The organism is Streptomyces sp. NPDC002054, from assembly GCF_040296685.1.
GTDB lineage: Bacteria > Actinomycetota > Actinomycetes > Streptomycetales > Streptomycetaceae > Streptomyces.
Genome location: NZ_JBEOXT010000005.1, coordinates 215,615 through 234,330 on the forward strand (window position 1 = coordinate 215,615; position 18,716 = coordinate 234,330).

19 protein-coding genes are annotated in these 18,716 nt (G+C 70.9%); 15 read left to right on the top strand and 4 right to left on the bottom strand.

Annotated features, from left to right (window positions below; genetic code table 11):
• The first annotated feature begins 17 nt into the window (after positions 1-17).
• Together dnaJ and ABT123_RS06800 are read left to right on the top strand one after the other, a co-directional pair.
• Positions 18-1,196 (top strand): molecular chaperone DnaJ, encoded by a 1,179-nt coding sequence (gene dnaJ, locus ABT123_RS06795; RefSeq protein WP_351310497.1) that lies wholly within the window; start codon positions 18-20, stop codon positions 1,194-1,196.
• Position 1,197: 1 nt separating this feature from the next.
• Positions 1,198-1,662 carry a heat shock protein transcriptional repressor HspR gene (locus tag ABT123_RS06800; RefSeq protein ID WP_351310499.1) on the top strand — a complete coding sequence of 155 codons (465 nt, stop codon included), beginning with the start codon at positions 1,198-1,200 and terminating at the stop codon, positions 1,660-1,662.
• 76 nt (positions 1,663-1,738) lie between these two features.
• On the opposite strand, the gene ABT123_RS06805 is transcribed toward ABT123_RS06800, so the two are convergent.
• Entirely contained in the window at positions 1,739-2,722 is a 984-nt protein-coding gene (locus ABT123_RS06805; RefSeq protein WP_351310501.1) for a helix-turn-helix transcriptional regulator, read from the bottom strand.
• Between the two features lie 114 nt (positions 2,723-2,836).
• Here ABT123_RS06805 and ABT123_RS06810 point away from each other — a divergent pair, with 114 nt between their 5' ends.
• Together ABT123_RS06810 and ABT123_RS06815 are read left to right on the top strand one after the other, a co-directional pair.
• A complete protein-coding gene (locus ABT123_RS06810; protein WP_351310503.1) occupies positions 2,837-3,055 on the top strand; it encodes a hypothetical protein in 219 nt (72 codons plus the stop codon).
• On the top strand, positions 3,052-3,366 hold the full coding sequence (locus tag ABT123_RS06815; protein ID WP_150208898.1) for a Rieske (2Fe-2S) protein: 315 nt from the start codon (positions 3,052-3,054) through the stop codon (positions 3,364-3,366). Before ABT123_RS06810 ends, ABT123_RS06815 begins: the two co-directional genes overlap by 4 nt.
• Before the next feature lie 133 nt (positions 3,367-3,499).
• Here ABT123_RS06815 and ABT123_RS06820 read toward each other — a convergent pair whose 3' ends face one another.
• On the bottom strand, positions 3,500-3,907 hold the full coding sequence (locus ABT123_RS06820; RefSeq protein ID WP_351310505.1) for a pyridoxamine 5'-phosphate oxidase family protein: 408 nt from the start codon (positions 3,905-3,907) through the stop codon (positions 3,500-3,502).
• A 100-nt stretch (positions 3,908-4,007) separates the two neighbouring features.
• Between ABT123_RS06820 and clpB the strand changes: the two genes are divergently transcribed.
• Together clpB and ABT123_RS06830 are read left to right on the top strand one after the other, a co-directional pair.
• Complete coding sequence (gene clpB, locus ABT123_RS06825) at positions 4,008-6,608, top strand: ATP-dependent chaperone ClpB (RefSeq protein ID WP_351310507.1); 2,601 nt, start codon at positions 4,008-4,010, stop codon at positions 6,606-6,608.
• A 136-nt stretch (positions 6,609-6,744) separates the two neighbouring features.
• Positions 6,745-7,281: a YbjN domain-containing protein gene (locus tag ABT123_RS06830; RefSeq protein WP_351310508.1), complete on the top strand. Its 537-nt coding sequence runs from the start codon at positions 6,745-6,747 to the stop codon at positions 7,279-7,281.
• Positions 7,282-7,303: 22 nt separating this feature from the next.
• Here the strand turns inward: ABT123_RS06830 and ABT123_RS06835 are convergent, their stop codons facing one another.
• Positions 7,304-8,398 carry a hypothetical protein gene (locus ABT123_RS06835; protein WP_351310510.1) on the bottom strand — a complete coding sequence of 365 codons (1,095 nt, stop codon included), beginning with the start codon at positions 8,396-8,398 and terminating at the stop codon, positions 7,304-7,306.
• A 286-nt stretch (positions 8,399-8,684) separates the two neighbouring features.
• Here ABT123_RS06835 and ABT123_RS06840 point away from each other — a divergent pair, with 286 nt between their 5' ends.
• Together ABT123_RS06840 and ABT123_RS06845 are read left to right on the top strand one after the other, a co-directional pair.
• The gene (locus ABT123_RS06840; protein ID WP_351310512.1) at positions 8,685-9,170 is read left to right on the top strand and encodes a prevent-host-death family protein; all 486 of its coding nucleotides are present in this window, start codon (positions 8,685-8,687) and stop codon (positions 9,168-9,170) included.
• Positions 9,167-9,517, top strand: coding sequence for a hypothetical protein (locus ABT123_RS06845; protein ID WP_351310514.1), 351 nt, complete (start codon positions 9,167-9,169; stop codon positions 9,515-9,517). The genes ABT123_RS06840 and ABT123_RS06845 overlap by 4 nt, the downstream gene beginning before the upstream one ends.
• Positions 9,518-9,591: 74 nt before the next feature.
• Here the strand turns inward: ABT123_RS06845 and ABT123_RS06850 are convergent, their stop codons facing one another.
• Entirely contained in the window at positions 9,592-10,791 is a 1,200-nt protein-coding gene (locus tag ABT123_RS06850) for a pyridoxal phosphate-dependent aminotransferase (RefSeq protein WP_351310516.1), read from the bottom strand.
• A 702-nt stretch (positions 10,792-11,493) separates the two neighbouring features.
• Here ABT123_RS06850 and ABT123_RS06855 point away from each other — a divergent pair.
• From ABT123_RS06855 to ABT123_RS06885, 7 genes are all read left to right on the top strand, one after another.
• Positions 11,494-12,018 carry a DUF2617 family protein gene (locus ABT123_RS06855; RefSeq protein WP_351310518.1) on the top strand — a complete coding sequence of 175 codons (525 nt, stop codon included), beginning with the start codon at positions 11,494-11,496 and terminating at the stop codon, positions 12,016-12,018.
• A 144-nt stretch (positions 12,019-12,162) separates the two neighbouring features.
• Positions 12,163-13,851 carry a polyamine aminopropyltransferase gene (locus ABT123_RS06860; protein WP_351310520.1) on the top strand — a complete coding sequence of 563 codons (1,689 nt, stop codon included), beginning with the start codon at positions 12,163-12,165 and terminating at the stop codon, positions 13,849-13,851.
• Positions 13,852-13,916: 65 nt separating this feature from the next.
• On the top strand, positions 13,917-14,792 hold the full coding sequence (locus tag ABT123_RS06865) for an SRPBCC domain-containing protein (protein ID WP_351310522.1): 876 nt from the start codon (positions 13,917-13,919) through the stop codon (positions 14,790-14,792).
• A 25-nt stretch (positions 14,793-14,817) separates the two neighbouring features.
• Positions 14,818-15,603: an aldose epimerase family protein gene (locus ABT123_RS06870; RefSeq protein WP_351310524.1), complete on the top strand. Its 786-nt coding sequence runs from the start codon at positions 14,818-14,820 to the stop codon at positions 15,601-15,603.
• Positions 15,604-15,613: 10 nt separating this feature from the next.
• Entirely contained in the window at positions 15,614-16,153 is a 540-nt protein-coding gene (gene pyrE, locus ABT123_RS06875) for an orotate phosphoribosyltransferase (protein WP_351310525.1), read from the top strand.
• A 248-nt stretch (positions 16,154-16,401) separates the two neighbouring features.
• Entirely contained in the window at positions 16,402-17,424 is a 1,023-nt protein-coding gene (gene fbaA / locus ABT123_RS06880; protein ID WP_351310527.1) for a class II fructose-bisphosphate aldolase, read from the top strand.
• A gap of 523 nt (positions 17,425-17,947) precedes the next feature.
• Entirely contained in the window at positions 17,948-18,706 is a 759-nt protein-coding gene (locus ABT123_RS06885) for a ScbR family autoregulator-binding transcription factor (RefSeq protein WP_351310529.1), read from the top strand.
• The last annotated feature ends 10 nt before the right edge of the window (positions 18,707-18,716 follow it).

Consider the following 18,716-nt stretch of genomic DNA (forward strand, 5'->3'; position numbering starts at 1 on the left):
TGGGAGGAGGGACGTCGATGAGCACGAAGGACTTCGTGGAGAAGGACTACTACAAGGTTCTCGGCGTCCCCAAGGACGCCACCGAGGCCGAGATCAAGAAGGCGTACCGGAAGCTCGCCCGCGAGTTCCACCCGGACGCCAACAAGGGCGACGCCTCGGCGGAGGAACGCTTCAAGGAGATCTCCGAGGCGAACGACATCCTCGGCGACCCCAAGAAGCGCAAGGAGTACGACGAGGCGCGCGCCCTCTTCGGCAACGGCGGCTTCCGCCCCGGGCCGGGCGCCGGCGGCGGCACGTTCAACTTCGACCTGGGTGACCTCTTCGGAGGCACCCAGGGCGGGGCGGGCGGCGGTTTCGGCGGCGGCGGCATCGGCGACATGTTCGGCGGGCTGTTCAACCGGGGCGGCGCCGGGACGGGGACCCGTACCCAGCCGCGCCGCGGCCAGGACATCGAGTCCGAGGTGACGCTCAGCTTCACCGAGGCGGTGGAAGGGGCCACGGTCCCGCTCCGGATGTCCTCCCAGGCCCCCTGCAAGGCCTGCTCCGGCACCGGCGACAAGAACGGCACGCCCCGGGTGTGCCCGACCTGCGTCGGCACCGGCCAGGTGTCCCGGGGCAGCGGCGGCGGCTTCTCGCTGACCGACCCGTGCGCGGACTGCAAGGGCCGCGGCCTGATCGCCGAAACCCCCTGCGAGATCTGCAAGGGCAGCGGCCGGGCCAAGTCCTCCCGCACCATGCAGGTGCGGATCCCGGCGGGCGTCACCGACGCCCAGCGGATCCGGCTGCGCGGCAAGGGCGGTCCGGGCGAGCGCGGCGGCCCGGCCGGCGACCTGTACGTGGTGGTCCATGTGGACTCGCACCCCGTGTTCGGCCGCCGGGACGACAACCTGACGGTGACCGTTCCGGTGACCTTCACCGAGGCCGCTCTGGGCGGCGAGATCCGGGTGCCCACCCTGGGCGGGCCGCCGGTCACGCTGAAGCTGCCCCCGGGCACGCCCAACGGCCGTACCATGCGCGCACGCGGCAAGGGGGCGGTCCGCAAGGACGGCACCCGCGGCGACCTGCTCGTGACGGTGGAGGTGGCGGTGCCCACCGCCCTGCCCGACAAGGCCCGCGAGGCGCTGGAGACGTACCGGGCGGCCACGCTGGACGAGGACCCCCGGGGCGCCCTGTTCGAGGCAGCGAAGGGAGCATGAGATGGACGGCCGACGACGCCAGTCGAAGTTCGGCAGCGGTGCCTACCAACTGACGGACGAGACTCCGGTCTACGTCATCTCGGTCGCCGCTCAGCTCTCCGGTCTGCACCCGCAGACCCTCCGCCAGTACGACCGGCTCGGCCTGGTCTCCCCGGACCGGACGGCCGGCCGTGGCCGCCGCTACTCGGCCCGCGACATCGAACTGCTCCGCACGGTGCAGGCGCTGTCCCAGGACGAGGGCATCAACCTGGCCGGCATCAAGCGCATCATCGAGCTGGAGAACCAGGTCGCCGCACTTCAGCAGCGGGTCGGCGAGCTGTCGGCGGCCGTGGACGGTGCGGCCGTGGCCATGCAGCAGCGCGAGGCGCAGGTCCATGCCTCGTACCGGCGCGACCTGGTTCCGTACCAGGACGTGCAGCAGACCAGCGCGCTGGTCGTGTGGCGGCCCAAGCGGCCACAGGACTGACCGCGCCGCAGCGTACGTAGTGCGTTCAGAAGGCCCCTGCCCGTTCGTCGGGCAGGGGCCTTCTCTGTTGCTACGGCTATTTCTCCGGGCCGTTGAGGATCCCGGACCGGGCGATGAGGAAGCCGAGTTGGGCCCGGCTGCCGCTGCCGAGGGTGATGGCCAGCTTGGCGATGTGCGCCCGGCAGGTCCGTACGTTCATGCCGAGGCGGCGCGCGATGGCCTCGTCCACGTGCCCCTCGACCAGGAGCTGGGCGATGGAGCGCTGCACCCCGGTGATGCCCTCCGGGGTGGGCCCGTAGCTGACTTCCTCGCGCAGCGGCACGGCCCGGTGCCAGAGCTGCTCGAACACCTTGATGAGGTAGCGGACCAGGGCGGGGTGCCGCAGTTCCAGGGCGACCTGCTGGTCGTCCCGGGCCGGGATGAAGGCGACCGACTCGTCGCAGATGATGAGGCGCTCGACCAGCTCCTCCAGGGTGCGGAACTCGACCTTCCCGCCCGCGATGCGGTCGATGTAGGCCATGGTGCCGCGGCTGTGCCGGACGGTGTGCTGGTAGAGGGTGCGCATGCTGACGCCCCGCCGGATCAGCGGTTGATCGCGTTCGATCGCCTGGTTGAGGATGTGTTCGGCACGGCCCCCACCGGGCTGGATGGTCAGCATTTCGGTGTGGCACTCGGCGGTCGCGACGTTGAGGGCGGCGTTGATCCGGTTGAATCCCTCCAACACGGTGATCGCGTGGGTGGGCGCGGGGCTGAGCGCGCTGATGGCCATGAATGGCTCAAAAGCTTCGGTGAGCTCGATGGATGCCCGCCTGCTCTGCAGGATCTCCCGTTCGAGCGGGTGCAGCCGCTGTGCCAGGGCCACCGAAGGGGGAACCGGACGGAGCCAGTTGGCGTCGTCCGGGTCGGGGTGCAGCAGCGCGAATTCCAGCAGGCAGGGCGTCTGCTCGACTTCCGCGCGGGCGAGTCGGCCCGAGCTCAGCGCGCTGGCGTAGAGCTCCGCACCCAGGTCGCAGAGTTCGGTGACCGGGTGGGGATGTGTCTGATTAGCACTCTTTACCACCTAATCTCCCACCCCCAGGGTCCTGCATCTACAGGAACATGATGCATCGCCACAGTGGCATCGACGTGGCTCGATAAGTCATCGTCTGTCATGCGGGGGAGAGGAATCCATCCAGTGAGGACGAAGTCGACCATGTACAAGAAATTGCTTCGCTCGGTGGTTGCCGTTGCTCTCTCCACGGTTGTGGCCTATGGGGTGGCGGGGGGCGACCTCGGAACGACCGACTCCGGCTGGGGCAGCGGGCCGGCCGACAGTGGTTGGGGCAGTGCCCCGCTGGACGGCTGGGACAGCGGCTGGGGCAGCGCTCCGCTGGACGGGAAGTTCGACGCATGACCCCCGACGACCGCGACTTCCGGCGGGAAATGGCCTCCGCCTACCGTTCCGGGTGGCAGTTCATCGATCTTGTCACGGCGATCCCCCACGCCGGCGACTCCTTGATGGTCACTCTCTTCGGCCAGCCCATCGTCATCGTTCGCGAGGAGGACGAAGACGTCCGCGCCTACCGCTGCCTGCGCCGCCCCCGAGGCGCCCCGCAACCCGTTCGTTGCGAGGTCCGGTACGGCATGGTCTTCGTCAATCTGGATCAGCGTGACCACCAGCTCTTCGAGCCCGATATCACCACCGCCACCCCCCGCAGTGCCTGAAGCGATTCCCCCGTCGTTGAAGATCGCTCAGGCGCTTCCCCCACACAACGGCGCCATCGTGGACCTGAACACGATGGCGCCGTTGTGATGTCCGCGTCCAGTACCGGAACCGGACAAGCCGCAACGTATAACTTCAGGCCCGGCCCATGGCCCGGTCCAGCGCGATCTCGATGACCACCCGGTCCGGGTTGGGCGACGGGGTCCGCCCGTAGCGCTCCGCGTAGCGCGCCACCGCCTCGGCGACCGAGGCCTCGTCCGTGCGGATCGTCGCGTGCCCCTCCAGCGTGGCCCAGCGGCGCCCCTCCATCTGGCAGACCGCCACCCGGGCAGCCCGGCCCGGCTGCGCCGCCAGCACGTTGCGGACCTTCTTGCTGTGCTTGTTGCTGATCACCCGTGCCAGTCCGGCCTCGGGGTCGTAGGTCACGCCCACCGGGACCACGTGCGGGGTGCCGTCCGGCCGGGGGGTGGTCAGGGTGCACACATGCCGCTCCCGCCAGAAGGCGAGGTACTCCGGCGTCGGGTTGAGTACGTCGTGGGACATGCGCCGAGCGTACGTCCCACTGCCTTGAGTGGAATAGACTCAACTTTGTGCACGTTGACCTTGTCAGTATCTGTACGGAGACGGAGAGGAGAAGCCGCACGTGGACGCCGAGCTGACCAACAGGAGCCGCGACGCACTGAACGCCGCCACCAGCAGGGCCGTGAAGGACGGCCACCCGGACCTGACCCCGGCGCACCTGCTGCTGGCCCTGCTCGCCGGCCAGGACAACGAGAACATCACCGACCTGCTGGCCGCCGTCGACGCCGACCAGGCAGCCGTACGCTCCGGAGCGGAGCGGATCCTCGCCGGCCTGCCCAGCGTCACCGGCTCCACCGTCGCGCCCCCGCAGCCCAGCCGCGACCTGCTCGCCGTCCTCGCCGAGGCCGACGCCCAGGCCGGCCGCCTCGGCGACGAGTACCTCTCCACCGAACACCTCCTCATCGCCGTCGCCGCCAAGGGCGGCGCCGCCGGGGAGGTCCTGGACCAGCAGGGCGCGAGCGCGAAGAAGCTGCTCGCGGCCTTCGAGAACGTACGAGGAGGACGGCGGGTGACCACCCCCGACCCCGAGGGCCAGTACAAGGCCCTCGAGAAGTTCGGCACCGACTTCACGGCCGCCGCCCGCGAAGGCAAGCTCGACCCGGTGATCGGCCGCGACCAGGAGATCCGGCGCGTGGTCCAGGTCCTCTCGCGCCGTACGAAGAACAACCCGGTGCTCATCGGCGAGCCCGGCGTCGGCAAGACCGCCGTGGTCGAGGGCCTGGCCCAGCGCATCGTCAAGGGCGACGTCCCGGAGTCCCTGAAGAACAAGCGCCTGGTCTCCCTGGACCTCGGCGCGATGGTGGCCGGCGCCAAGTACCGGGGCGAGTTCGAGGAGCGCCTGAAGACCGTCCTCGCCGAGATCAAGGGCAGCGACGGCCAGATCATCACCTTTATCGACGAGCTGCACACGGTCGTGGGCGCGGGCGCCGGCGGCGACTCCGCCATGGACGCCGGCAACATGCTCAAGCCCATGCTGGCCCGCGGCGAACTCCGGATGGTCGGCGCGACCACCCTCGACGAGTACCGAGAGCGGATCGAGAAGGACCCCGCACTGGAACGGCGCTTCCAGCAGGTGCTGGTCGCCGAGCCGAGTGTGGAGGACACCATCGCGATCCTCCGCGGCCTCAAGGGCCGCTACGAGGCCCACCACAAGGTCGTCATCAACGACAGCGCGCTGGTCGCCGCCGCCACCCTCTCCGACCGCTACATCACCTCCCGGTTCCTCCCCGACAAGGCGATCGACCTGGTCGACGAGGCCGCCTCCCGGCTGCGCATGGAGATCGACTCCTCCCCGGTGGAGATCGACGAGCTGCAGCGCGTGGTGGACCGGCTCCGGATGGAGGAGCTGGCGCTCAAGAACGAGTCCGACCCGGCCTCGAAGGAACGCCTGGAGAAGCTGCGCAAGGACCTCGCCGACAAGGAGGAGGAGCTGCGCGGGCTGACCGCCCGCTGGGAGAAGGAGAAGCAGGGCCTCAACCGGGTCGGCGAGCTCAAGGAACGGCTGGACGAGCTGCGCGGCCAGGCCGAGCGCGCCCAGCGCGACGGCGATTTCGACACCGCGTCCAAGCTGCTCTACGGGGAGATCCCCGCGCTGGAGCGCGAGCTGGCCGCCGCCACCGAGGCGGAGCAGGAGGCCGCCAAGGACACCGCGGCCAAGGACACCATGGTCAAGGAGGAGGTCGGCCCGGACGACATCGCCGAGGTCGTCGGCTCCTGGACCGGCATCCCGGCCGGCCGGCTGCTGGAGGGCGAGACCCAGAAGCTGCTGCGTATGGAGCAGGAGCTGGGCCGCCGGCTGATCGGCCAGTCGGAGGCGGTGCGCGCCGTGTCGGACGCGGTCCGCCGCACCCGCGCGGGCATCGCCGACCCGGACCGCCCGACCGGCTCCTTCCTGTTCCTGGGCCCGACCGGCGTCGGCAAGACCGAGCTGGCCAAGGCGCTGGCCGACTTCCTCTTCGACGACGAGCGGGCCATGGTCCGGATCGACATGTCGGAGTACGGGGAGAAGCACAGCGTGGCCCGGCTGGTCGGTGCCCCGCCCGGGTACGTGGGCTACGAGGAGGGCGGCCAGCTCACCGAGGCGGTCCGCCGGCGCCCGTACAGCGTGGTGCTGCTGGACGAGGTCGAGAAGGCCCATCCCGAGGTCTTCGACGTCCTGCTGCAGGTGCTGGACGACGGCCGGCTCACCGACGGCCAGGGCCGGACGGTGGATTTCCGGAACGCCATCCTGATCCTGACCTCGAACCTGGGATCCCAGTTCCTGGTGGATCCGGTGACCTCCGAGGAGCAGAAGAAGCAGCAGGTCATGGAGGTGGTCCGGGCGAGCTTCAAGCCGGAGTTCCTCAACCGGCTGGATGACATCGTGGTCTTCTCCGCGCTGGACCGGGCGGAGCTGGGCCGGATCGCCGAGCTCCAGATCGGCCGGCTGGCGAAGCGGCTGGCGGAGCGCCGACTGACCCTGGACGTCACCCCGGAGGCCCTGGCCTGGCTGGCGGAGAAGGGCAACGACCCGGCGTACGGTGCCCGCCCGCTGCGGCGGCTGATCCAGACGGCCGTGGGCGACCGACTGGCCCGGGAGATCCTGGCCGGCGAGGTCAAGGACGGCGACACCGTCCGGGTGGATGTGGCCGGGGACGACCTGCTGGTCGGCAGGGCAATGTGACGGGGCGGCCCCGGTACTCGGCCCCGCTGCATCCTTCCGCATCCTTTCCGCCGGGAGCGGATAGCGGTGCCGGGGCTTGCCACGGGGTAGGCGCGATGGGGGAGGATGACAACATCCGCACGAAGGGAAATACACGGTGAGCATCGACCCGGCCTCGATTCCGAATTTCGGGGGACAGCCCGAACCGCAGGCCTCAGGACCGGCGGGCCCCGTCGTCCCTGACCAGGATCTGGTCAAGCAGCTGCTGGAGCAGATGGAGCTCAAGTACGTCGTCGACGACGAGGGTGACCTCGCGGCGCCGTGGGAGGAGTTCCGTACCTACTTCATGTTCCGCGGAGAGGGCGAGCAGCAGGTCTTCTCGGTGCGGACGTTCTACGACCGCCCGCACGCGATCGACGAGAAGCCCCAGCTTCTCGAGTCGATCGACGACTGGAACCGCCGCACCCTCTGGCCCAAGGTGTACAGCCACACCCACGATGACGGCTCGGTCCGCCTGATCGGTGAGGCGCAGATGCTGATCGGCACCGGCGTCTCCCTGGAGCACTTCGTGTCCTCCACGGTCAGCTGGGTCCGCGCCTCCATCGAGTTCGACAAGTGGCTCGTGGAGCAGCTCGGCCTGGAGCAGGAGATCGACTCCGCCGACGGCGAGGACAAGGGCGAAGACGAGAACTAGGCAGTGATCACCCAGGCGGTGATCACAGCGGCAGTGGGGCGCTGATCAGCAGATACGTCCCGTAGCCGTACGAGAGCCCGGCCAGGGCGACGGTCACCGCGACCGCCGTCCGCGGCCGGGCTCGCGCCATTGCGGCTGCGACGGGCAGCAGCAGGGGGAAGGCCGGCAGCAGGAACCGGGGTTTCGACTCGAAGAACCCGGCCCCGCCGAGCGTGATCACCAGCAGGGTGCCGCAGTACACCAGCAGCGGCAGGGGCGCCCAGCCGCGCGCCAGCAGTACTGCCAGCACCAGGGCCACCACGATCACCACCGGCACCACCGCGGTGACCAGCTGGGTCCGGCCGGCCAGCACCCGCGCCACCGACCCCGCGACCCCGCGGCCGAAGTCGAAGTACGACCCCCAGTCGCGCTGCACCGCGAAATAGCCGCCGAGCGGATCCCCGCGCCGGATCCCCACCGCCAGCAGATGGGCCGCCCAGCCCGCGGGGGCCAGCAGCCCGGCCGCCCACACCCGCAGCGGGGCCCTCGGCTTCAGCAGCAGCTCGTAGAGCGCGGCCACCGAGACGGCAGCCGCGACGGCTATGCCGGTCGGCCGGGTCAGCCCGGCGAGCACCGCCAGCGCCGCCGCCCACAGCCAGCGCTCGCGCAGCACCGCGTAGAGCGCCCAGGCGGCGAGGGCGGCCAGCAGGGCCTCGGTGTAGGCGATGCCGAGCACCACCGAATGCGGCAGCACCCCCCACACCACCACCAGCAGCAGCCCGGCCCGAGCCCCGGCCACCAGCTCCCCGACCCGGTACACCCCGACCGCACCCGCCACCGCGGCCCCCCAGGCCACCAGCAGCCCGGCCCCGGCCGGCCCCACCCACGGCAGGAGCGCGCAGACGGCCCGCATCAGCCCGGGATACAGCGGAAAGAACGCGAGGTCGCTCTGCACGGAACCGATCTCCGGCCACACCTGCGTCCGGCCGTACCCCTGCTCGGCTATCCCGATGTACCAGACGGAGTCCCAGGACGCGCCGAGCACGGCGACGGGATCCTTCCCGCTCCACCAGGCGCAGACGGCCACCACGACCACCCCGACGGCCCGCACCGCCACGAACACGCCAACGGCCACCACCCCAACCGGCACCCCACCCCGGGCACCCCCGTCCCCGCCCGTCTCCCCGCTCTGTTTTACGGCAGCGGTCACACTGCTTGCGGCCATCTCCCGGATTCCCCCCGGCCTCACACATCCAACGGATGAGCCTTCCCTCGTTCAAGGTCACCAGATGAACGTGCCCGAAGCCCGAAGCGTTTCCGAATACCCGTACGCATCCCGTATACGGGCCGCGCGAGCCGGGCGGCGGCTTCCTCGAGGACGTCCGTGGCTGGCACTCAGAATGTAATCTGAGTACAGTCTGAGTATGAGCCTTGCTTACCTGGGAGCTGAGCCCGAGTCGGTCTCGTTCACCGACCTGTCGAGAAACCCGAAGGCTGTCGCCGCCCGGGCTGCCGCCCTCGGTGCTCTGCGCGTCACGCATCGGGACGCACCCGACATGGTGCTGACGACCGCCCTTCACGCGGAGCGCACCGAGGAGAACCTCACGACGGCGTCCCGGCTCTTCCTCGCTCTGATGAAGCACGACGACGGAGCCCGGTCGCTCCTGCTGGCGCTGCCGGAGGTCTTCCCCTGGGTGCGGCATCTGGATGACGAAGAGATACGCGCGTTCACCGTGGAACTCCTGGAAGCGCTTTCCGATGCGGCAGAGCTGGGTGCCAGGGAAGCCGTGCACCGCGCGCTCGTCTCCTGGAGGGCGACGGCTCGCATCAATGCTGATCCTCAGCAGCTCAAGGAAGCGCTGCGTCCGCTCGACGGGGATGACCTGGGTCCGGTCGAGGTGCGTGGGTGAGTCCGAAGAAGGGCGATCGTGTCAGCGTCCCACCCCTGAGCGGGTGGAATGTGGTCTTCGGGACCACGGAGGCGGTGACGGGTTGGGAGGAACTGTGCCGCGCGGCGCTGCCCAGTGCCCACCGATGCCTGGAGGTGTTGCGCACCGACCCGCTGTCGCGTGAGAACTGGAATCGCCAGCATCAGCTCCGCGGAAAACTCGCCACGAAGGAATGGAAGGGATCTGCACTGGAGCAGTGGGAGTTCGAGGTCACGAGCGGTGGACGAGTGCGCTACCTGGTCAGTCCCGAGACTGAGACCGTCATCCTGGTCTACGCGTCTACTCAGCACCCCAAGGACACTGAGTAGCTCGTCGTACCCGTGCAGGACGGGGCCCGGTTGAAAGGCTGGGCCTTGCGTCCACACGTCCATCCGGCTCGCGCTCAGCGAGTCAGCCGACTGAGGCGCTCAACCGCCTCGTGCAACACGTCCGTGCGCTTGCAGAAGGCCCAGCGGACCTGGGTGTGGCCGGCTTCCTTGTCGTCGTAGAAGACCGAGTTGGGGATGGCGACGACTCCGCAGCGCTCCGGGAGGGCGCGGCAGAAGGACAGGCCGTCCTTTTCGCCGAGGGGGGCGATGTCGGTGGTGATGAAGTACGTGCCCTGGGGGCGGTAGACCTCGAAGCCGGCCGCGGTGAGGCCGGCCGTGAGGATGTTCCGCTTGTGGGCCAGGTCGGCGCGGAAGGATGCGTAGTAGTCGTCCGGGAGGGCGAGTGCCTCGGCGATTGCGTACTGGAACGGGCCCGAGGAGACGTAGGTCAGGAACTGCTTCGCCGAGCGGACCGCCGAGACCAGGGCGGGGGAGGAGGTCACCCAGCCGACCTTCCAGCCGGTGAAGGAGAAGGTCTTGCCGGCGGAGGAGATGGTGACCGTGCGCTCGCGCATGCCGGGCAGGCCCGCCAGCGGGATGTGGCTCCCCTCGAAGACCAGGTGCTCGTAGACCTCGTCGGTGACCACCAGGAGGTCGCGGGCGACGGCGAGTTCCGCGATCGCGGCGAGTTCGGTGCCGGTCAGGACGGCGCCGGTGGGGTTGTGCGGGGTGTTCAGGAGCAGCAGCCGGGTGCGCGGGGTGACGGCCTTGCGGAGTTCGTCCAGGTCGAGGGCGAAGACCCCGTCGGCCGTGGGGCGGAGGGTGACCGGGACCCGGGTGGCGCCGGCCATCGCGATGCAGGCGGCGTAGGAGTCGTAGAAGGGTTCGAGGGCGATGACCTCGTCGCCCGGTTCGAGCAGGGCGAGCAGGGAGGCCGCGATGGCCTCGGTGGCGCCTGCGGTGACCAGCACCTCGGTGTCCGGGTCGTAGCCCAGGCCGTAGAAGCGCTGCTGGTGGGCCGCGATCGCGGTGCGGAGCTCGGGGATGCCGGGGCCGGGCGGGTACTGGTTGCCGCGGCCCGCGAGCACCGCCCGCGAGGCGGCCTCGGCGATCTCCGCCGGGCCGTCGGTGTCGGGGAAGCCCTGGCCCAGGTTGATCGATCCGGTCCGGGCCGCCAGCGCGGACATCTCCGCGAAGATCGTCGTACCGAAGGCGGCCAGACGGCGGTTCAGGAAGGGGCGGCTGCCGCCCACGGGTGCGCTCATGACCGCCATCCTGCGGGCAACCTCTGGACTTGCTCAAGTGTGCTTTGGGCCCGTCGTGGTGCGGGCATTTCACCGGCACGCGGGACGCGGGGATCCCGCACCCCCGGGGGACCGGGGGCGACCGAAGGAGGGCGAGGACCGTGTTCGAGGCCATCGTCTTTGGCGGGTTCATGATCGTAGTGGTGGGCGGGGCCATCGCGCTCGGGGTTCGTTCCGTGAACCGGGAGCGGTACTCCAAGAGGCCGGGTTCGCGGCGCAGCCGCTGGGCTTCCACGGACAGCAGCGGCGGGGGAAGCTCCTGCGGCAGCGCCGGAGGAGGGTTCTGGTCCTCCTGCGGCGGCTCCTCGTCCTCCTGTGGCGGCGGTGGCGGCGGTGGCGGGGGCTGCGGCGGCGGCAGCTGACACGGGGCAGCGTGCCACCGCGCATGCAGGGGCGCCCGGCGGATCAACTTCCGTCGGGCGCCCCTGCGTTGGCCCCGTCTGTTGAACACGTGAACCGGGTAGCCCCCGGAGGGATGTAAACCCCGTCAAGTTGGGTAAAAACGCGGTGAGTGCCGTGCCCTTCATGATTCCCTCGGTTGAGTAGACCAGTCCCCGGGCCTCCCGGGACTTCCTGTGGACCAGAGCCGGTGTCCCGCCCACCTCCCACCCACGCGTTTCCGGCTGGGACGGGGACCGGCCCCTCTCCCTCGCGCGTTTGCGGAGCCGACTCATGCTCACGACCCTCCAGACCACCTACACCGACACGCGTGCCGCCGACCTCGCCTGGGCCCTGGGCCGTGACCCGCTGCCCGCCCTGGCCGTACTGAACCTCGAACTGGCGTGCGCGAAGGTGGAGTTGCGCCTGCTCGGGGCCTCCCACCAGGTGCTGCTCGAGGAAGGCGAGGTGCTCTGCTCGGAGACGGTCGCCTGTATGCCCGGCAGCAGTACGCCGCTGCCGCTCGGCGTCGCCAAGCGGGTGGGCGACTGGGAGTACGAGTTCGCGGCGCGGGTGGAAACCCTGTCGCGGGGCTCGTTCGCGGGACGGGCGCAGGAATTGCTCGCGCTGGTGGCCGATCACCCGAACGGGTTGGCCGGCACCTTTCCGGGCAGTCCGCACGCCTTCACCGCGATGCTCGCCCAGCGCCACGAGGGCCAGGTGCGTTGGCGCACCTGGCACGCGTACCCGCAGGAAGGCCAGTTGGTGGCCACCCGCACCCGGGTGGGCGTGCGGATGGCCGCCGCAGCGCCGCTCTAGGAAGTGCCCGGCGGTGCCCCGCCGCCGGGGGCGCGCACGCCCGCGATCGTTTCTGCACCATTACGCCAACTGCCCTAACGGGTACTCCAGTTACACCCATGTGGGTGACCGGGTGTGGGCGTGCAGTGACGTACCGTTCGCTCCATGATCGACCGTTCCGTCCCCGGCGGGGTGCTCCCGGCAGCGCCGGAACCGCATGCGCCGGAGCCACAGGCGGCGCAGACGAACCCGGTGGCCGGCCCGGCCGCCCTGCCTGTTCAACCCGGGACCGGCCGACTGCTCGTCCTGGCCACCGTGTTCGTCTGCGCCGCCTGTGGACTCGTGTACGAGCTCGAGCTGCTCGCGCTCGCCTCGTACCTGATCGGTGACTCCGTCACCCAGGCCTCCGTCGTGCTGTCCGTCATGGTCTTCGCCATGGGAATCGGCTCGCTGCTCGCCAAACGGATGCGCGCCGCGCCGGCCGCCGGCTTCGGCGCCGTCGAGGCCGTCCTCGCCCTGGTGGGCGGGCTCTCGGCGACTGCCCTCTACGCGAGCTTCGCCTGGCTCGGGGAGTCCCGGCCCGTCCTGGTGGCCTTCTCGCTGGCCATCGGCATCCTCATCGGCGCCGAGATCCCGCTGCTGATGACCCTCATCCAGCGGGTCCGCAGACAGGACGCGGGCGGCGCGGTGGCCGACCTGTTCGCCGCGGACTACGTCGGTGCCCTGGTCGGCGGGCTGGCCTTCCCCTTCCTGCTGCTCCCGCTGCTCGGCCAGCTGACCGGCGCCATGCTCACCGGCATGGTCAACGCGGCGGCCGGCGGGGCCCTGGTGCTCTGGCTGTTCCGCCGGGACCTCACCCGGCGGGCCCGCTGGCTGCTGCTGGTCGGCAATGTCACCGTGCTGGCGCTGCTCGCCACCGCCGGCATCCTGTCGGACGACTTCGAGCGGATCGCGCGTACCGCGGTGTACGGCGGACAGGTGCGGGTCGCCGTACAGACCGGGGTGCAGGAACTCGTGCTCACCGGGCCCGCCGGCGGCTCGCCGCGCTCCCTGGACCTGTACCTCGACGGGCGGCTCCGGGTCAGCGGCTACGACGAGTACCGCTACCACGAGGCGCTGGTCCACCCCGCGATGTACGGGCGGCACGCGCGGGTCCTGGTCCTCGGCGGCGGGGACGGGCTGGCCGCCCGGGAGGTGCTCCGCCATCCGGACGTGGAATCGGTGACCGTGGTGGAACTGGACCCCGGTGTGGTCCGCCTGGCGCGCACCGACCCGATGCTGTCCGGGCTCAACGGGGAGGTGTACGCCGATCCGCGGATCGGGGTGGTCATCTCCGACGCGTTCCGCTGGCTCCGCGATCCGGTCGTGGCCGGGCGCTTCGACGTGATCATCTCGGACCTGCCGGACCCGGGGATCACCGCCAGCACCAAGCTCTACTCCCAGGAGTTTTACGGTCTGGCCGCGCGGGCCCTCCGGCCGGGCGGCCGGATCGCGGTGCACGCGGGGCCCCTCTCGACCCGGCCGCGCACCTACTGGACGGTCGAGGCCACCCTGCGCGCGGCCGGGCTGCGCACCGCCCCCTACTCGGCGAGCGGCCGACTGTCCGGGTTCGCGGCCGGACCGGACCGGACCCCCGGCCCGGCGGGCGGCCCCGGGGCCTTCCCCCAGGACTGGGGATTCGTGCTGGCCGGGGCCGGCCGCCGCGCCCCGGAACTCACGGTCGGGTCGGACACAGGGCTGCGGTTCCTCTCCACCACGAGCCTGCGGACCGCAGCCCGTGCTGCCGAACGCCTCCGCATCCGCGGGCTCCCGCCGTCCACCCTGTCGCACCCGCGCTACGCAGGAGTGTCCTGAGCGGGGCTCGCCGGGCTCGGTCAGGGACGGGTACAAGCGCGGCGAGCCCCGCTACGCTCGACCTCATGGAGCATCTGGTGTTCGTCCCGGCAGCCGCAGACGATCTCCGCGCCGTGCTGCGCGACCCCGTGCGCCTGGCCCGCTGCGTGCCGGGGCTCCAGCAGGACGCCGACGAGGCCTCCGGTCCGCTGGCCGGGCGGCTCAAGCTGCGGGTCGGCGGGCACACGGTGACCTACCGGGGCGCGCTGGCTGTGAGCGAGCCCGCGGACGACACCTTCCGGATCGAGGGCGAGGGCACCGAGGTCCGCGGCAGCGGCGCCGTGAAGTTCGCTCTCACGCTGCACCTGGAGCCGGCCGACGGCGGCACCCGGCTGCGGTTCACGGCCGGTGCCGGCGCCGACGGCAGGGCCGCCGCCTTCGAGCCGGAGGCCACCGCCACCGCCGTCCGGCGGCTGCTGGACCGGGCCGCGGTCCAGCTGACCGGCGCGGCGGCCGGGGCGGCGCCCGCCCCGGCGGCGGAGCCGGACCGGACCGCGCAGCCCCGGCCGGCCGATGCCGACGCCGACGCTGGCACCGACGCCGACGCCGATGCCGGCACCGATGCGGACTCCGGCTCCGACAGCGACGCCGACGCCGGCTTCCGCTCCGTGTACGAGGCCGACGTGCCGCCCCCCTCGCTGGACCCGTTCCTCGACGCCGAGTTCGACGGCGAGTTCGGTGATCAGTCCCGCCCGCCCGCCGAGGCTGCCCACGCCCGCCGCACCATGATCGGGCGGAGCGCCGAGGAGGTCGACCACGCACCGCCGCGCGGTCGCTACGCCCCGGTGCCGGCCCCCGACTCCGGCGTCCCCGGCGGGAACCTGCGCTGGCTCGCCCCCGCCGCCGCCCTGGCCCTCGCCGGGGCCGTGGTCTTCGGCCGCGCGCTCCGCCGCCGCCGATAAGGGAGCCACCCCCTAAAGTCGGATCATGACTACGCAACTGAGCGCCGGTGGTGCCGAGGTGACCGTCGACCAGGAGAACGGCGGCCGGATCAGCAGCCTGCGCCTCGACGGTACGGAGCTGCTGCGCCAGGGGGAGACGTACGGCTGCTTCCCGATGGTCCCCTGGTGCGGGCGCATCGAGCTGGGGCAGTTCCGCAACGGCGGGGTGCGCCACCAGATGCCGGTCAACGCCGCCCCCCACGCCCTCCACGGTTTCGGCCGGGACGCCGCCTGGAAGCCGGTCCGGACCGGCCCGGCCGAGGCCGCCTTCGTCTACGACCTCGCCGAGCCGTGGCCCTACCCCGGCCGGGTCACCCAGACCGTCGAGCTCACCGAGTCCTCCCTCACCCTGGGCCTGGGTATCGAGACCTATGCGGACTCCTTCCCGGCCCAGGCCGGCTGGCACCCCTGGTTCCTGCGGCGGCTCGGGCCGGGCGAGGAGGAGGTGCAGCTCGACTTCCGGGCCGACTGGCAGGAGGAGCGCGGCGAGGACCACCTGCCCACCGGCCGCCGGATCGACCCGCAGCCCGGCCCCTGGGACGACTGCTTCGGCATGCCCTACGGCGTCGATGTCACCCTCACCTGGCCCGGCGCGCTGGAGCTGAAGATCACCAGCCGTTCGGAATGGGTGGTCGTGTACGACCAGGAGGCCGAGGCCGTGTGCGTCGAGCCGCAGAGCGGACCGCCGAACGGGCTGAACACGCTGCCCCGGCTGGTCACCCCGGTCGACCCGCTGGAGGTCACGACCACCTGGACCTGGCGCCGCCTTTAAGCTCATGGGCATGAGTGACGTGCGTGGTGACCTGCTGCAGCAGATCAAGGACAAGGCCGTGGTCCACGGCAAGGTGATTCTCTCGTCGGGGCGTGAGGCCGACTACTACATCGACCTCCGCCGGATCACCCTCGACGGTGAGGCGGCCCCGCTGGTCGGTCAGGTCATGCTCGACCTGACCCAGGAGCTCGACTTTGACTGCGTGGGCGGCCTGACCCTGGGCGCCGACCCCGTCGCGACCGCCATGCTGCACGCCTCCGCCGCGCGCGGCTCCCGCCTGGACGCCTTCGTCGTCCGCAAGGCGCAGAAGGCCCACGGCATGCAGCGCCGCATCGAGGGCACCGACGTCAAGGGCCGCCGCTGCCTGGTCGTCGAGGACACCTCCACCACCGGCGGCTCCCCGCTGACCGCCGTCGAGGCCGTCCGTGAGGCCGGCGGCGAGGTCGTCGCCGTCGCGACGATCGTGGACCGCGGTGCCGCCGAGGCCATCGCCAAGGAGGGCCTTCCGTACCTCACCGGGTACCGGCTGGAAGACCTCGGTCTGTCCTGAACCGGAGGCGGGCGGCAGGGGCCGTTCGGTCCCGGACAACTGGTGACTTAGGTCCCTGGCGCCCCCGCGATCGGTCCTGACCTGCCCTTTTCCGCAGGGGCGGAGTGTTTCACGTGAAACGCTCCGCCACCATGCGGACGGGGCGGGTGGACTGTGTGCAGGAGTCTGGAAAGATGGGCGCGACGGCGACGTCGCCCCCAGGTCAGGGCCAGTAACCAGACACTCCCGCACATCCAAGGAGCGGACAGATGCCCATCGCAACCCCCGAGATCTACAACGAGATGCTCGACCGGGCGAAGGCAGGCAAGTTCGCCTACCCGGCCATCAACGTCACCTCGACCCAGACCCTGCACGCTGCCCTGCGCGGCTTCGCGGAGGCCGAGAGCGACGGCATCATCCAGATCTCCACCGGTGGTGCGGAGTTCCTGGGTGGCCAGTACAGCAAGGACATGGTCACCGGCGCGGTCGCCCTGGCCGAGTTCGCGCACATCGTCGCCGCCAAGTACGACGTCACCGTCGCGCTGCACACGGACCACTGCCCCAAGGACAAGCTGGACGGCTACGTACGTCCGCTGCTCGCGGTCTCGGCCGAGCGCGTCGCCAAGGGCCAGAACCCGCTGTTCCAGTCGCACATGTGGGACGGCTCCGCCGAGACCCTCGCCGACAACCTGGCCATCGGCCAGGAGCTGCTGGCCCAGGCCGCCGCCGCCAAGATCATCCTTGAGGTCGAGATCACCCCGACCGGTGGCGAGGAGGACGGCGTCAGCCACGAGATCAACGACGAGCTGTACACCACCGTCGAGGACGCGATCCGTACCGCCGAGGCCCTGGGCCTGGGCGAGAAGGGCCGCTACCTGCTCGCCGCCTCCTTCGGCAACGTGCACGGCGTCTACAAGCCGGGCAACGTGGTCCTGCGCCCCGAGCTGCTGAAGGACCTCCAGCAGGGTGTCGGCGAGAAGTACGGCAAGACCTCGCCGTTCGACTTCGTCTTCCACGGCGGATCCGGCTCCAGCGAGCAGGAGATCGCCACCGCGCTGGAGAACGGCGTCGTGAAGATGAACCTCGACACCGACACCCAGTACGCCTTCACCCGCCCGGTCGCGGACCACATGTTCCGCAACTACGACGGTGTCCTGAAGGTCGACGGCGAGGTCGGCAAGAAGTCCACCTACGACCCACGGACCTGGGGCAAGCTGGCCGAGGCGAGCATGGCCAAGCGTGTCACCGAGGCCTGCGCCAACCTGCGTTCCGCCGGTACCCGGCTGAAGTAACCGGCTGCCGCGGCCGATTGCTGCGGCGGGTTGCCGCGGCCGGTTGCGCCGCTGTCGCGAAGGGGCCCCGCCCCGCCTGTCCCCCGACGGGCGGGACGGGGCCCTTTGCGTTCTCCACCGTGAGTCAAGGCGCCGCCTGGCGGTCGGTGCCTGCACTCACGATGCGTAGTGAAACATACTTGTGGGTTCGGAACTAGCCTGGATACGGGCGTTTTGCCTGGTGAGGCGGCTGGCAGGCGGCCCGTATGCGGCTGGAACCAGCCGCATACCCTGCCGATTCGGCCAGGATTCACCGGGTCTGTACCACCAGAATGCGTCGCGTGTCTTCCCATCGGACCGGGGCGGCGTACCCATGGGTACTTTTCAGCCCGGTCAGTCCGGCCATACGGGCAGAGGCATGGGGGCGCGCCGCCAGGTGACGGGCCGGGGGCCTTCGGGTGGCCCCGGGGGGTCGGCAGTGGCGCAGCGGTGTGAAATCGTACCCAGGAGTATGTGACCGGGGCACCGAGAGGGACGTGGCGGCATGGGGATGGAACGACCGCAGGTGAAGCAGGACCGGGCCGTGCGGACCCGGCAGGCGATCCTGGAGGCGGCGGCCGTGGTCTTCGAGGACTGCGGATACGAGGCGGCGAAGCTGGCGGACATCGTCCGGCTCGCCAAGGTCACCAAGGGTGCGCTCTACTTCCACTTCGACTCCAAGGAGGACCTGGCGCAGGCCGTCATCGACGCCCAGGTGGCCATGGAGCCCGTCTACCTCCCCCAGGATTTCAGGGCCCAGGAGTTCGTCGACGTCGGCATGATCTTCTCGCACCGGCTGCGGCACGACGTGCTGATGCGCGGCAGCGCCCGGCTCACGCTGGAGAACGCCGGCCGCGGCCTGGACCGGGCGGCGCCCTACCAGGGCTGGATCGACCTGCACACCGCCCTGCTGACGGAGGCCAAGGCCCGGGGCGAACTGCTCGCGCATGTGGACCCGGCCGAGCCGTCCCGGCTGATCGTCGGTGCCTTCGCCGGGCTCAACGTCATGTCCCAGACCCTCGGACTGGAGCTGGACCGGGAGGTGTCGGTGCTCTATAGCAGCGTGCTGCCGAGCCTGGTGATCCCGGCCGTGGCGGTCCGGCTCGACACGGCGCCGGGGCGGGGCGCCAGGGCACTGCACGGGTCCGGAGACGCCCGGGACTGCGCCTGCGCCGGCCTCAGGCTGACGGCCGCGGCCGATGTCGCGGCCGATGCCGCAGCCGGTGCCGACGTTGCCGACGACGCAGCCTGTGGCGCCGCCTGACCCGCCCCAC

What these genes read in the sequence shown, in the direction of transcription:
- dnaJ (WP_351310497.1), top strand. Translation starts at nt 18, where the DNA reads ATGAGCACGAAGGACTTCGTGGAGAAGGACTACTACAAGGTTCTCGGC.
- ABT123_RS06800 (WP_351310499.1), top strand. Translation starts at nt 1,198, where the DNA reads ATGGACGGCCGACGACGCCAGTCGAAGTTCGGCAGCGGTGCCTACCAA.
- ABT123_RS06815 (WP_150208898.1), top strand. Translation starts at nt 3,052, where the DNA reads ATGACCCCCGACGACCGCGACTTCCGGCGGGAAATGGCCTCCGCCTAC.
- ABT123_RS06820 (WP_351310505.1), bottom strand. Translation starts at nt 3,907, where the DNA reads ATGTCCCACGACGTACTCAACCCGACGCCGGAGTACCTCGCCTTCTGG.
- ABT123_RS06840 (WP_351310512.1), top strand. Translation starts at nt 8,685, where the DNA reads ATGAGCCTTGCTTACCTGGGAGCTGAGCCCGAGTCGGTCTCGTTCACC.
- ABT123_RS06850 (WP_351310516.1), bottom strand. Translation starts at nt 10,791, where the DNA reads ATGGCGGTCATGAGCGCACCCGTGGGCGGCAGCCGCCCCTTCCTGAAC.
- ABT123_RS06855 (WP_351310518.1), top strand. Translation starts at nt 11,494, where the DNA reads ATGCTCACGACCCTCCAGACCACCTACACCGACACGCGTGCCGCCGAC.
- ABT123_RS06860 (WP_351310520.1), top strand. Translation starts at nt 12,163, where the DNA reads ATGATCGACCGTTCCGTCCCCGGCGGGGTGCTCCCGGCAGCGCCGGAA.
- ABT123_RS06865 (WP_351310522.1), top strand. Translation starts at nt 13,917, where the DNA reads ATGGAGCATCTGGTGTTCGTCCCGGCAGCCGCAGACGATCTCCGCGCC.
- ABT123_RS06870 (WP_351310524.1), top strand. Translation starts at nt 14,818, where the DNA reads ATGACTACGCAACTGAGCGCCGGTGGTGCCGAGGTGACCGTCGACCAG.
- pyrE (WP_351310525.1), top strand. Translation starts at nt 15,614, where the DNA reads ATGAGTGACGTGCGTGGTGACCTGCTGCAGCAGATCAAGGACAAGGCC.
- fbaA (WP_351310527.1), top strand. Translation starts at nt 16,402, where the DNA reads ATGCCCATCGCAACCCCCGAGATCTACAACGAGATGCTCGACCGGGCG.
- ABT123_RS06885 (WP_351310529.1), top strand. Translation starts at nt 17,948, where the DNA reads ATGGGGATGGAACGACCGCAGGTGAAGCAGGACCGGGCCGTGCGGACC.